General features: G+C 73.1%; 8 protein-coding genes and 1 pseudogene. 7 read left to right on the forward strand and 2 right to left on the reverse strand.

Going from position 1 to position 13,373, the window contains the following annotated elements; genetic code table 11:
* Positions 1-231: 231 nt before the first annotated feature.
* A pseudogene (locus tag ACPXCB_RS15885) lies at positions 232-2,586 on the reverse strand (DEAD/DEAH box helicase); the annotation flags it as partial.
* 189 nt (positions 2,587-2,775) lie between these two features.
* Between ACPXCB_RS15885 and ACPXCB_RS15890 the strand changes: the two are divergent.
* The 7 genes from ACPXCB_RS15890 to ACPXCB_RS15920 all read left to right on the forward strand — a co-directional run bounded on the left by ACPXCB_RS15890 (position 2,776) and on the right by ACPXCB_RS15920 (position 11,901).
* Positions 2,776-3,132 carry an STAS domain-containing protein gene (locus ACPXCB_RS15890; RefSeq protein WP_151453426.1) on the forward strand — a complete coding sequence of 119 codons (357 nt, stop codon included), beginning with the start codon at positions 2,776-2,778 and terminating at the stop codon, positions 3,130-3,132.
* Positions 3,132-3,566 (forward strand): ATP-binding protein, encoded by a 435-nt coding sequence (locus ACPXCB_RS15895; protein ID WP_425876102.1) that lies wholly within the window; start codon positions 3,132-3,134, stop codon positions 3,564-3,566. Before ACPXCB_RS15890 ends, ACPXCB_RS15895 begins: the two co-directional genes overlap by 1 nt.
* A 345-nt stretch (positions 3,567-3,911) precedes the next feature.
* Entirely contained in the window at positions 3,912-6,266 is a 2,355-nt protein-coding gene (locus ACPXCB_RS15900) for a sodium-translocating pyrophosphatase (RefSeq protein WP_425876104.1), read from the forward strand.
* A gap of 113 nt (positions 6,267-6,379) precedes the next feature.
* The gene (locus ACPXCB_RS15905) at positions 6,380-6,922 is read left to right on the forward strand and encodes a hypothetical protein (RefSeq protein WP_425876106.1); all 543 of its coding nucleotides are present in this window, start codon (positions 6,380-6,382) and stop codon (positions 6,920-6,922) included.
* Entirely contained in the window at positions 6,913-7,623 is a 711-nt protein-coding gene (locus ACPXCB_RS15910; protein ID WP_425876108.1) for a hypothetical protein, read from the forward strand. The genes ACPXCB_RS15905 and ACPXCB_RS15910 overlap by 10 nt, the downstream gene beginning before the upstream one ends.
* 342 nt (positions 7,624-7,965) lie before the next feature.
* Positions 7,966-10,806 (forward strand): type I DNA topoisomerase, encoded by a 2,841-nt coding sequence (gene topA / locus ACPXCB_RS15915; protein WP_425876110.1) that lies wholly within the window; start codon positions 7,966-7,968, stop codon positions 10,804-10,806.
* Positions 10,807-10,938: 132 nt separating this feature from the next.
* On the forward strand, positions 10,939-11,901 hold the full coding sequence (locus ACPXCB_RS15920) for an endonuclease domain-containing protein (protein WP_425876112.1): 963 nt from the start codon (positions 10,939-10,941) through the stop codon (positions 11,899-11,901).
* 113 nt (positions 11,902-12,014) lie between these two features.
* Here ACPXCB_RS15920 and ACPXCB_RS15925 read toward each other — a convergent pair whose 3' ends face one another.
* The gene (locus tag ACPXCB_RS15925) at positions 12,015-13,331 is read right to left on the reverse strand and encodes a D-arabinono-1,4-lactone oxidase (RefSeq protein WP_425876114.1); all 1,317 of its coding nucleotides are present in this window, start codon (positions 13,329-13,331) and stop codon (positions 12,015-12,017) included.
* Positions 13,332-13,373: the final 42 nt, after the last annotated feature.

Here is a 13,373-nt window from a genome sequence, read left to right on the forward strand (position 1 = left end):
CGGACCTCCGGGGCCGCCCGGGGCGGTGTCGTCGGGAGCGACGCGTTCCCCCGGGACCGTAGGGCCGCCCGGAAGCACGGCGTCCCGAACCGCACGGCGTCCCGGAACCGTGACATCGCCGCCGGACGAACCGCCGGGCGAGCTGAGAGACGAGCCGCCGGACGAGCCGCCGGACGAGCTGACGGGCGAGTCGCCGGACGAGCCGCCGGACGAGCTGACGGGCGAGTCGCCGGACGGGCGGGGTGCGGGTACGCCGTCGGGCAGGTTCGCGAGCACCACGTCCAGCACCTTGACGGCGTCCGGCTTGGAGAGCGGGTTGTTGCCGTTGCCGCACTTCGGGGACTGCACGCAGGACGGGCAGCCCGCCTCGCAGCCGCACTCCGCGATCGCGTCGCGGGTGGCCCGCAGCCAGGCCGCCGCCGTCCCGTACGCGCGCTCGGCGAAGCCCGCCCCACCCGGGTGCCCGTCGTAGACGAAGACCGTCGGGGCCTCGGTGTCCGGGTGCACCGCCGTCGACAGTCCGCCGATGTCCCAGCGGTCGCAGGTCGCGGTGAGCGGCAGCAGGCCGATCGCGGCGTGCTCGGCGGCGTGCAGCGCGCCCGGCACGTCGGCGGGCTCCACGCCGGCGGCCGTCAGGGACTGCGGCGACAGGGTGAACCAGACCGCGACGGTACGCAGTTCCCGGGCCGGCAGGTCCAGCGGGCGGGTGTCGATGACCTCGCCGGTGGCGATCCGTCGCCGCTGGTACGACACCACCTGGCTGGTCACGTCGACCTCGCCGAGGAAGAGCCCGACGGGGCCGGCGTCCACGTACGAGCGGACCGACACCACCGACAGCGAGGTGACGTCGCGGGCGTGGGTGGACCAGTCCGGCTCCTCGGGGTGCACCAGCGCGCACCCGTCGGCCAGGTCGAGCGAGTCGACCACGTAGGAGACGCCTTGGTGCAGGTAGACCGCGCCGGGGTGGAGCAGGAAGTGCGACGAGCCGCCGTCGACGGTGCCGAGCAGCCGCCCGGTCGCCGCCTCGACCACGCAGACCGGCGCGCCGCCCTCGCCGCGCAGGTCGACCTCCGGCCGCTCCCGGTGCCGCCAGTACCAGCCGGTCGGCCGCTGCCGCAGCGCTCCCGCCGCCACCAGTTGGTCCACCGCCTCCTTCGCCCCGTCGCCGAAGAGTGCCAGGTCGTCGGGGGTCAGCGGCGCCTCGACCGCCGCGCAGGCGAGCTGCGGGGCCAGCACGTACGGGTTGGCCGGGTCGAGCACGGTCGCCTCCACCGGCCGCCCGAACAGCGCCTCGGGGTGGTGCACGAGATAGGTGTCGAGCGGGTCGTCCCGGGCGACCAGCACGGCGAGCGCCTCCTGCCCGGAGCGCCCCGCCCGGCCGGCCTGCTGCCACAGCGAGGCGCGGGTGCCCGGGTAGCCGCAGATCAGCACCGCGTCGAGGCCGACCAGGTCGACGCCCAGCTCCAGCGCGTTGGTCGAGGCCAGGCCGAGCAGGTCGCCGTGCAGCAGCGCGCGTTCCAGTTCGCGTCGCTCCTCGCGCAGGTAGCCGGCCCGGTAGGCGGCCACCCGGTCGCCGAGCCCGGGCACCGACTCGTCGAGGGACCGGCGGGCGTTCGCCGCGACCACCTCGGCGCCGCGCCGGGAGCGTACGAAGGCCAGCGTGCGTACCCCCTCGGCGACCGTGTCGGCGAGCAGGTCGGCCGTCTCCCGCAGCGCCGACCGGCGGACCTGGATGAGGTCCGCCTGCTGGTCGGCGGCGGAGTCCCGTGGCAGCAGCGGCGGCTCCCAGAGCGCGAACGTCACCCCGCCGCGGGGCGAGGTGTCCTCGGTCACGGCGGTCACGGGCACCCCGGTGAGCCGCCCCGCCGCCGTCGCCGGGTCGCCGGACGTGGCCGAGGCCAGTACGAAGACGGGTGTGCTCCGGAACCGGGCGCACTGCCGCCGCAGCCGGCGCAGCACGTGCGCGACGTGCGAGCCGAAGACCCCCCGGTAGGTGTGGCACTCGTCGATCACCACGTACGTGAGCCGGCGCAGGAAACCGGACCACTGGGCGTGCCCGGGCAGGATGCCGTGGTGCAGCATGTCGGGGTTGGTCAGCACGAACCGGGAGTGCTTGCGGATCCACTCCCGTTCGGCGCGCGGGGTGTCCCCGTCGTAGCAGGCGGGGCGTACCCCCTCCAGCTCCAGCGCGGCGACGGCGCGCAACTGGTCGGCGGCGAGCGCCTTCGTCGGCGCCAGGTAGAGCACGGTGGCCCTGGGGTCGGCGAGCAGGGTGGCCAGCGCGGGAAGCTGGTAGGCCAGGGACTTGCCGGACGCGGTGCCCGTGGCCACCACGACGTGCCGGCCGTCGTACGCCAGGGTGGCCGCCTCCGCCTGGTGCCGCCAGGGCGCGACCACGCCGCGTCGGGCGAACGCCGCGCGCAGTTCCTCCGGTGCCCAGTCCGGCCACGGGGCGGGCTCGCCGGCCCGTGCCGGCACCCGCTCGACGTGGGTGACCGGGTCGGCGCCGGTGCGGGCGCGCAGCCGGCCCAGCAGGTCGGCGGGCGCCGGGTGCGCCGGGCCGGAGCGGTCGGACGACGGCTTCAGGTCGTGGCGCGGCGCCGTGTGCGCCGAGCTGAAGCCGTCGGTGGTCACGTCCTGCACTCTCGCACTGGTGTTCGGAGATGGAAAGCGGGGGGCCGGGGTAAGGGGAGGCTCCGCCGGTGAGCAGAGCCGGTCTCCGGCGGGGATGGTTAGATGCCCAGGAGAGTTTACGGCTCTTGCGAGGGAGGACCGATGGAGCTGTCGCTGGCGACCCGCACCGTGGGCGAGCACACGGTGCTCGAGGTCGGCGGTGAGGTGGACGTCTACACCGCACCCCGGCTACGGGAGCGGCTCCTCGAGCTGATCGACGGTGGAGCCCGTCACGTCGTGGTCGACCTGGGCCGGGTGGACTTCCTCGACTCCACCGGGCTGGGCGTGCTGGTCGGCGCGCTCAAGCGGCTGCGCGCGGCTGGCGGCTCGTTCGCCCTGGTCTGCGACAAGGAGCCGCTGCTCAAGATCTTCCGGATCACCGCCCTCGACCAGGTCTTCCCGCTGCATCCCACGGTCGACGCGGCGGTCGGCACCGACCCGGCCGGCACCGGCGTCTGATGGCCACGGTCAAGCTCTCCTTCTCGCCGGCCCCGGTGCACGTGCGCACCGCGCGCCTGGTCGGGGTGGCGGTCGCCCGGCGGGCCGGGGTCCGCGAGGAGCTGCTGGACGAGGTACGGCTGGCCATCGGCGAGGCGTGCACCCGCGCGGTCGCCCTGCACCGCCAGTACGGCGTGTCCGAGCCCGTGCTCGTCGAGATGTCCGACACGGGCGCGTACGCGGTGCGCGTCGTCGACCGCGCGCCGATCGAGGCCGGTCTCGGCCTGGCGGCGCTCAACGCCGACCAGCTCGCCAACGAGTCGCTCGACGAGGACGACCTCACCACCGGCGTGGGCTTCGCGCTGCTGGCCGGTTTCGTCGAGGACCTCCAGGTGCGCCCGGTCGAGGAGGGCGTCGGCACCGAGGTGCGGATGGTCTGGCCCGTCGGCCGGTGAGCTGATCTTCCACCGCCCTCGCCGAGGGCGTCGTACGCCGTGAGAGGCCGTGTCCCGCCGGGGCGCGGCCTCCTTGGCATGGATGGGCTCCTATATCAGATTTTTCCTCATAACACAGCGACGGAGATCATCGCGGCGCGGTGCCCCCTCGGTGTGACCTCCAACACTGTGGAGGGCTAGAGTACGCGAGTTGTCAGCAAGTGATCCATCCCGCGGCCAGCGGGAACGGTTGTTCATCGCTGGTCCGACCGGGGTGGAATGGCGCGCGCTTGCGACTCCGCATCCAGGCGCCGGGTCGGTGCGTCTCCACCGGCCGGCGCGAGCGTTCGGTACAGGAGGACACAGATGTCCGACACCTTGGCCGCCGAGGGCGGCGGGATCTCCCTCACCGGAAACAACGTCACGTACGTCGTCATCGCCGCGGTCATCGCGCTGGTGGCGCTCGCCTTCGCCGGCGCGCTGACGAAGGCCGTGCTGGCCGCCGGCAAGGGCACCAACAAAATGCAGGAGATCTCCGGCGCGGTCCAGGAGGGCGCCTCGGCCTACCTGCTCCGGCAGTTCCGGACCCTGGCGATCTTCGTGGTCATCGCCGTGGTGCTGCTCTTCCTGCTGCCGGTGCACGGCACCGACGGCAGCGAAGTGGCGGTGAAGATCGGCCGGTCCGTCTTCTTCGTCGTGGGCGCGCTGTTCAGCGCGTTCATCGGCGGCGCCGGCATGTGGCTGGCCACCCGGGCCAACCTGCGGGTCGCCGCCGCCGCCCGGGAGCGCGAAGGCGGCCGGGAGGCCGCGATGAAGATCGCCTTCCGCACCGGTGGCGTGGTCGGCTTCCTCACTGTCGGCCTCGGCCTCTTCGGCGCCGCGCTGGTCGTGCTGTTCTACCGCAGCGACGCGCCGACCGTGCTGGAGGGCTTCGGCTTCGGCGCCGCGCTGCTCGCCATGTTCATGCGGGTCGGCGGCGGCATCTTCACCAAGGCCGCCGACGTCGGCGCCGACCTGGTCGGCAAGGTCGAGCAGGGCATCCCCGAGGACGACCCGCGCAACGCCGCCACCATCGCCGACAACGTGGGCGACAACGTGGGCGACTGCGCCGGCATGGCCGCCGACCTCTTCGAGTCGTACGCGGTCACCCTGGTGGCCGCGCTGATCCTCGGCCGCGCCGCCTTCGGCGAGCAGGGCCTGGTCTTCCCGCTGATCGTCTCCACCATCGGCGTGCTCATCGCGATCGTCGGCGTCTTCATCACCCGGCTGCGCGCCTCCGACCGCAACGCCCTGACCGCGATCAACCGGGCCTTCTACATCTCGGCGGTGCTCTCCGCGGTGCTCGTGGCGATCGCCACGTACGCGTACCTGCCGGCCACCTTCGCCGAGCTGGAGGGCGGGCTGACCGACGTCAGTGAGAACCCGCGGGTGGTCGCCATCGGCGCGGTCGTCATCGGCATCGTGCTGGCGGCGGCGATCCAGGCGCTGACCGGCTACTTCACCGAGACCACCCGGCGCCCGGTGCAGGACATCGGCAAGAGCTCGCAGACGGGCGCCGCCACCGTCATCCTCGCCGGCATCAGCATCGGCCTGGAGTCGGCGGTCTACTCGGCGCTGCTGATCGGCGCCGGCGTGTTCGGCGCGTTCCTGCTCGGCGGCAGCTCCATCACGCTCTCGCTGTTCGCCGTGGCGATGGCCGGCACCGGCCTGCTCACCACGGTCGGCGTGATCGTCGCGATGGACACCTTCGGCCCGATCTCCGACAACGCCCAGGGCGTGGCGGAGATGTCCGGCGACATCGACGAGCACGGCGCCCGGACGCTCACCGAGCTGGACGCGGTCGGCAACACCACCAAGGCGATCACCAAGGGCATCGCGATCGCCACGGCGGTGCTCGCCGCGACGGCGCTGTTCGGCTCGTACACCGACACGCTGCGCAGCGCGTACGCGGACGCCGGGGTGGGCGACGTCGGCACCGAGATCCTCAACTCGCTGAACGTGGCGAACCCGCGCAACCTGGTCGGCCTGATCATCGGCGCGGCGGTGGTGTTCCTCTTCTCCGGCCTGGCCATCAACGCGGTCTCCCGCTCGGCGGGCGCGGTCGTGATGGAGGTACGCCGGCAGTTCCGCGAGCTGCCCGGCATCATGGACGGCACCCAGCGCCCCGAGTACGGCAAGGTCGTCGACATCTGCACCCGGGACGCGCAGCGCGAGCTGGTGACCCCCGGTCTGCTCGCCATCCTCGCGCCGATCGCGGTGGGCTTCGGCCTCGGGCCGGGCGCGCTGGCGGCGTACCTGGCCGGTGCGATCGGCGCCGGCACGCTGATGGCGGTCTTCCTGTCTAACTCCGGCGGCGCCTGGGACAACGCCAAGAAGCTCGTCGAGGACGGCGCGTACGGCGGCAAGGGCTCCGAGTCGCACGCCGCCACGGTCATCGGCGACACCGTCGGCGACCCGTTCAAGGACACCGCCGGCCCGGCGATCAACCCGCTGATCAAGGTGATGAACCTGGTCTCGCTGCTGATCGCGCCGGCCGTGGTGGCCTGGAGCGTGGGCGACGAGCGGAACACCGCCCTGCGGGTGGGGATCGCCCTGGTGGCGACGCTGATCATCGCCGCGGCGGTGGTGTTCAGCAAGCGCAAGGGCGTGGCCATGTCCGACGCCGATTCCGGCACGGGCGCGGGCAGCCCGGACCAGCGGCCGGAGACGGTCAACGCCTGATCCGTCCGGCATCCCGGTCCCCGGTCGGCCCGCGCGGCCGGCCGGGGACCGCCCGTGCCACCCGGCAAACCTGTCCGGTGCCCGGACTCGACAGAGGCCGTACGCTGCAACGCATGCGCACGTGCCGGGCGGCAGCCGCCGGAAAGCTCACGGTGGTTCTGGCCACGCTCGTTCTCGTGCTGGCCGGATGCGGCGGCGGCCCCAACTCCCGGGCGTGGGCGGCGTCGGTCTGCTCCGCGCTCACCCCGTGGCGGGCCGAGATCAGCAAGCTGACCAGCAGCACCGACCAGCAGATGACCGCCCAGACCACCCCGGCGCAGGCGAAGGAGAACCTGGTGCGGCTCTTCGGCGGCGCGGAGCAGGCCAGCGAGACCGCCCGACGCAAGGTCGAGGAGGCCGGCGTCCCCGACGCCGAGCGCGGCGAGGAGGTCTCGGCGGGCTTCCAGGCCTCGCTGGCGAAGGTGCGCGACGCGTACGGCAGGGCCCGCGACACCATCGACGGGCTGGGCACCGGCCAGCCCACCGTCTTCTACGACGGCGTCCGGGCCGCCGTGGACACCCTGAACAAGGAGTACGACGCCAGCGCGCTCGACACCAGCCAGCTCAACTCCGAGGAGTTGAAACGCGCCTTCGACGAGGTGCCGGAGTGTCGCTGAGCGGGACTGGTGACCCGTCGGGCGGCGAAGCGCTGCCGGTGCTCTTCCCGGCCCCCACGGACCGGGTCGCGCCGGTCGCCCGCCGACCCGTACCGCCCCCGCCGGCCGACGCCGACGAGTCCGCCCGGCAGCTGACCTTCTTCGGCGCGGAGGCGGCGGACCCGTCCATCGCCGATCTCGCCGGGCTGCTGGCCGGCCCGGGCGAGGCGGTCCGGATGGGCGGCACGGCCCGGCTCTCGATCGTGGTCGACGCGGCCTGGCGGGTGCACGTCCTCGTCGCCGAGCTGGCGCTGCGCGGGGTGGCGGCCACCTGGGAGGCGACCGTCGACGGGCGGCACGCGGTGCGCACCTCGTACGCCCGCACGCTGAAGCCGCTCGCGGCGGCCTGGCTGCGCGGTACGGGCAAGCGACCGCCCGCCGGCTTCCACCTCAACGGGCGGCGGCTGCGGCTCTGGCTCGCCACGGCGGGAGCCGCCGAACCGTCCGGCTTCCTGCTCCGGCTCGGCGCCGCCGACGAGGAGTGCTGGGCACCGGTCGGCGGGGCGCTCGACGCGGTCGGCCTGGCCGCGGCGCTGCTCGGGCCCGGCGAGGGCGGGCCGGCGTACCGGATCACCGGCCGGCGGCGGCTCGCCCACCTGGCCGAGCTGGTGGGCGACCCGCCGCCCGCCGCCCCCGCGACCGACTGGCCGGCCCGCTCCTGACCGCCCGTCGGCGCCCGCCTCGCCGAGCCGGTCGGGCCTGTCCGATGGGGGACAACAAGTGCGCAATTTCGCGGAAAACAGCCGGGTGGCGCCTCGACCGAGGGTCCGCCATCGTCACAGTGTCCTGCCCGGCGGCACACGCACGGTGTACGGTGGCGCCGTCCGGCACGCCCCGCCGCCGGCGGAGAAAGAGCCGCCCCGCCGGGACGGTTTGCCGCCCGCGAAACCCGAAACGCCGGCGGCGCGTTACGTTGGACATCCGGGCCGCCGGGGGTCGGCGGGCCGAGAGTGGCCCGAACCGGGCGCCGGTGGCTGCGAGCAGGAGTGAGGTCGGGGAGAGACGTGCCGAGCAACGCTGGAACCACCCGTCTGGTCATCGTCGAGTCACCGGCGAAGGCCAAGACGATCTCGGGCTATCTCGGCCCGGGGTACGTCGTGGAGGCCAGCTTCGGCCACGTCCGGGACCTCCCGCGCAACGCCGCAGACGTGCCGGCCAAGTACAAGGGCGAGTCGTGGGCCCGGCTCGGGGTGGACGTCGACAACGGCTTCCACGCCCTCTACGTGGTCTCCGCCGACCGCAAGCAGCAGATCAGCAAGCTGGTGAAGCTGGCCAAGGAGGTCGACGAGATCTTCCTGGCGACGGATGAGGACCGCGAGGGCGAGGCGATCGCCTGGCACCTGGTGGAGACGCTCAAGCCCAAGGTGCCGGTCAAGCGGATGGTCTTCCACGAGATCACCAAGCCGGCCATCCAGGCGGCGGTGGCCAACCCCCGCGAGATCGACCGGGACCTGGTCGACGCCCAGGAGGCCCGGCGCATCCTCGACCGCCTCTACGGCTACGAGGTCTCGCCCGTGCTGTGGAAGAAGGTCATGCCGAAGCTCTCGGCGGGCCGGGTGCAGTCCGTGGCGACCCGGATCGTGGTCGAGCGCGAGCGGCAGCGGATGGCCTTCCGCACGGCGGAGTACTGGGACATCCTGGCCACCCTCGCCGTGGCGGACGCCGGCGAGGGTCCGCGCAACTTCAACGCCACCCTGGTCGCGCTGAACGGCGACCGGATCGCCACCGGCAAGGACTTCGAGCCGACCACCGGCCGGGTGAAGGCCGGAGCCGGCGTCGTCCACCTCGACTCCGGTGGCGCCCGGGGCCTCGCGGCCCGCCTGGAGGGTCGGCCGTTCACCGTCACCCGGGTCGAGGAGAAGCCCTACCGCCGCCGCCCGTACGCGCCGTTCATCACGTCCACCCTCCAGCAGGAGGCGGCCCGCAAGCTGCGGTTCTCGTCCCAGCAGACGATGCGCACCGCGCAGCGGCTCTACGAGAACGGCTACATCACCTACATGCGTACCGACTCGGTGAACCTGTCGGAGACCGCCATCACGGCGGCCCGCCGGCAGATCGTCGAGCTGTACGGCGAGCGCAGCGTGCCGCCGGAGCCGCGCCGCTACACCGGCAAGGTGAAGAACGCGCAGGAGGCGCACGAGGCGATCCGCCCGGCGGGGGACAACTTCCGCACCCCGGGCGACGTGGCCAAGGAGCTCTCCGCCGAGGAGTTCAAGCTCTACGAGCTGATCTGGCGGCGCACCATCGCCTCGCAGATGACCGACGCCGTCGGCTCCAGCGTCTCGGTGCGCATCCGCGCCGTCTCCTCCGCCCAGGAGGAGGCCGACTTCGGCGCCACCGGCAAGACCATCACCGACCCGGGCTTCCTGCGGGCGTACGTCGAGTCCAGCGACGACGAGAACGCCGAGGCCGAGGACGCCGAGCGTCGCCTGCCCAACCTGGTCAAGGGCCAGCCGCTCACCGCCGACGAGCTGGCCGCGCAGGGCCACCACACCCAGCCGCCGTCGCGCTACACCGAGGCGTCGCTGGTGAAGGCCCTCGAGGAGCTGGGCATCGGCCGCCCGTCGACGTACGCGTCGATCATGCAGACGATCCAGGACCGCGGTTACGTGACCAAGCGCGGCCAGGCGATGATCCCGACCTTCCTGGCCTTCGCCGTGATCGGCCTGCTGGAGCGGCACTACCCGCGCCTGATCGACTACGACTTCACCGCCAGCATGGAGAACGAGCTGGACGAGATCGCCGGCGGTGACCACGCCGCCGTCGACTTCCTCACCGCGTTCTACTTCGGCAGCGCCAACGGCGCCGGCGACCAGGACATCGCCCGCTCGGGCGGGCTGAAGAAGCTGGTCACCGAGAACCTCAACGAGATCGACGCGCGCAGCGTCAACTCGATCCCGCTCTTCACCGACGACGAGGGCCGCGAGGTCGTCGTGCGGGTGGGCCGCTACGGGCCGTACCTCCAGCGGGCGGTGCCGGGCGAGCAGCAGGCGCCGGCCGCCGAGGGTGAGGAGGGCGGCGGTCAGGGCGACCGGGCCCCGATCCCCGAGGGGCTGGCGCCGGACGAGCTGACCCCGGAGAAGGTGCACGAGCTGTTCCTCGGCGGCGGGGGCGAGCGCAAGCTCGGCGACGACCCGGCCACCGGTGAGCCGATCCTGCTCAAGTCGGGCCGCTTCGGCCCGTACGTGGCCAGTGGCGAGCGCAAGTCGTCGCTGCTGCGCTCGCAGTCGCCGGACTCGCTGACCTTCGACGAGGCGCTGAAGCTGCTGAGCCTGCCCCGGCTGATCGGGGCGGCCCCGGACGGCACCGAGGTCTTCGCCAACAACGGCCGCTACGGCCCGTACGTCAAGCAGGGCGACGAGTTCCGCTCGCTGGACTCCGAAGAGAAGATGTTCACCGTCACGCTCGACGAGGCGCTGGCCCTGCTGGCCGCCCCGAAGGCCCGCCAGCGTCGGGCGGCCGCGCCGCCGCTGCGGGAGATGGGCGTCGACCCGCTGACCGAGAAGCCGCTGGTCATCAAGGACGGCCGGTTCGGCCCGTACGTCACCGACGGCGAGACGAACGCGTCGCTGCGGCGCGGCCAGACCCCGGAGGCGCTGAGCATCGAGGAGGCCTCCGAGATGCTCGCCGAGAAGCGGGCGAAGGGACCGGCGCCGAAGAAGACCGCCGCGAAGAAGGCACCTGCGAAGAAGGCGCCCGCCAAGAAGGCCACGGCGGCGAAGAAGACGGCTGCGGCGACCAAGTCGACGGCGGCGAAGAAGACCACGACGGCCAAGGCCACCACCGCCAGGAAGACCCCGGCGAAGAAGGCGGCCCCGAGAAAGGCCACCACCAGCCCCGACTGACCACCAGCCGGCAAGGGCATCGCAGGAGATCTTGGCAGGTCCCGGCCCCTCGAAGGGCCGCCGCCTGCCAAGATCTTTTGCGTTGTCCACAGGGGCGGCGCGCGGCGGTGTCGCGTGGGCAGGGTGGAGGGCGTGAGACCACGCTTCACGCAATCCCCGGCGGCGCTGGGCCGGGCGGTGCCCGGCGACGACGCCGACGAGTTGACCTGGCTGCTCTTCCGCCAGGACGAGGTGATCAGCCTCGACCAGGCGCTGCGACACCTGTCCCACAAGGCGATCCGGCACCGGGTGACCAGCAGACGGTGGCGACACGTCCACCGTGCCGTCTTCGTGGCCCACAACGGGCCGATCGGTCCCGCCCAGCTTCGATGGATCGCGGTGCTGGCCGCCGGGCCGGGCGCGATGCTCGGTGGGCTCACCGCCGCCCAGGCGGGAGGTCTGCGCGGCTTTTCCGACCTGGCGATCCATCTCCTGCTGCCGGCTGGCCGCCGGCGAGAGCTGCCGCAACGAGTGGTGGCGCACCGGACGACCCACCTGCCGGAGCGGGACGTGCTCGCGGTCGGGCAGCCACGTCGGACGATGCCCGCCCGGTCGGTCGTGGACGCGGCGCAGTGGGCGCGTACCGACGCGGAGGCCCGGGCGATCGTCGCGGCAGGCTTCCAGCAACGGATCGTGTGCGAGGAGGAGCTGCGCGAGGTCCTCGACCGGATGCCACGGCTGCGTCGCCGGAAACTGATCCTGAGCGTCGCCACGGATGCGGGCGGCGGGGCGCACTCCCTGGCCGAGTTGGACTTCCTGACTCTGACGCGCCGCGCCGGGCTGCCCGAACCCACTCGACAGAAGATCAGGTGCGACGCCACGGGACGGCGCCGCTACCTCGACGCGTACTTCGAGGAGTGGAGGGTGCACGTCGAGATCGACGGCGGCCAGCATCTCGACCCACGTGCCGCCTGGGCCGACATGCGCCGTCAGAACGCCCTGTGGGTCGAAGGGGATCGCGTCCTTCGATTCCCGTCCTGGGCCCTCCGCGCCCACCCGGCCGAGGTCGTCGCCCAACTCCGTACGGCACTGGGTAGAGCGGGCTGGCCGGGCTGACGCCCACAGCCAGATCTTGGCAGATCCCGGCCCCTCCGGGGGCCGCTCCTTGCCAAGATCTCGCCGGCGGCCGCGCGCGGCGGGCGGTGCGCGTCAGGGCGGGTGGCGGTGTGTCAGCCGAGGGTTCGGGTCAGGTGGGGGTTGGTGAAGAGGTGGTGCGGGTCCAGGCGGGCGCGCAGCGCCTGGAAGTCCGCCCAGCGGGGGTAGGCCGTCGCGAGCGACTCCGCGTCGCGCCAGTGCAGCTTGCCCCAGTGGGGCCGGCCGCCGAGGCTCGCGGCGACCTGCTCGAAGGCCCGGAAGTACGGCTCGTACGGCATGCCGACGTACTGGTGGACGGCCACGTACGCCGACTCGCGCCCGTAGCCGTGGGAGAGCCAGATGTCGTCGGCGGCGGTGAAGCGCACCTCGACCGGGAAGAGCACCTTGAACGGCAGCCCGTCGACGATCCGCCGCAGCGCGTCGAGCGCCTCGCCGAGGGCGTCGCGCGGCAGCGCGTACTCCATCTCCATGAAGCGGACCCGGCGCGGGGTGCAGAAGACCTGGTCGGAGCGGCCGGTGTAGCGGCGTTCGGTGAGCGCGCGGGCGGAGACGGCGCTGATGCCGGGGGCGAGCGCCGGCACGGCGCGGCCGAGCCGGCAGGCCCCGGCGAAGACGGTGTTGGACAGGAACTCGTCGTCCAGCCAGCCGCGCCACCGGGGCAGTGGCCGGTCGTCGTCGGCCACCCGGTCGTTGGCCTTGACCTGCACGCGGGTGGTGTACGGGAACCAGTAGAACTCGACGTGGTCGTGCCGGTCGATCAGCGCGGGCAGCTCGTCGAGCACGGCTGCCAGCGGCGCCGGTCGCTCGTGGGCGCGCAGCACGAAGGCGTCCACGCAGCGCAGGGTCACCTCGACGAGCACCCCGAGCGCGCCCAGCGACACCCGGGCGGCGGCGAAGACGTCGGGGTGCTCGTCGGCGGAGCAGCGCAGCACCTCGCCGGTGCCGGTGACGAGGGTGAGCGCCTCGACGAACGTCGACAGGCAGCCGTACGCGGCGCCGGTGCCGTGGGTGCCGGTGGAGATCGCGCCGGCGATCGTCTGTGCGTCGATGTCGCCCAGGTTGGGTAGGGCCAGGCCGTGTGCGGTGAGCAGTTCGTTGAGTGCGCGCAGGGTGATCCCGGCCGGTACGGTGACCAGTCGGCGGGCGGCGTCGACGCGTACCCCGGTGTCCAGGTGGGTCAGTTCCATGCGTCGTCCGTCGGTGACCGCGACGCCGGTGAAGGAGTGGCCGCTGCCCACCGCCCGGATCCGGTCCCCGGCGGTCGCGGCGGCGCGGACGGCCTCGGTGACGTCGGCGAGGGAGGCGGGGCGCAGGATGGTGGTGGGGGTGGCGCGTTGGTTGCCGGCCCAGTTGGACCAGGCTGCCAGGGTGGGCGGTGTGGTACCGGCCATGCGCACTCCTCGACATGAATGTGAACTGACTTCATATCAGCA

The sequence above is a fragment of the Micromonospora sp. DT62 genome (genome assembly GCF_049847285.1).
GTDB classification, from domain to species: domain Bacteria; phylum Actinomycetota; class Actinomycetes; order Mycobacteriales; family Micromonosporaceae; genus Micromonospora; species Micromonospora reichwaldensis.

Bases quoted from the DNA above. Each gene is read 5' to 3' on its own strand.
- ACPXCB_RS15890 (WP_151453426.1), top strand. From the start codon at position 2,776: ATGGAGCTGTCGCTGGCGACCCGCACCGTGGGCGAGCACACGGTGCTC.
- ACPXCB_RS15895 (WP_425876102.1), top strand. From the start codon at position 3,132: ATGGCCACGGTCAAGCTCTCCTTCTCGCCGGCCCCGGTGCACGTGCGC.
- ACPXCB_RS15900 (WP_425876104.1), top strand. From the start codon at position 3,912: ATGTCCGACACCTTGGCCGCCGAGGGCGGCGGGATCTCCCTCACCGGA.
- ACPXCB_RS15905 (WP_425876106.1), top strand. From the start codon at position 6,380: ATGCGCACGTGCCGGGCGGCAGCCGCCGGAAAGCTCACGGTGGTTCTG.
- ACPXCB_RS15925 (WP_425876114.1), bottom strand. From the start codon at position 13,331: ATGGCCGGTACCACACCGCCCACCCTGGCAGCCTGGTCCAACTGGGCC.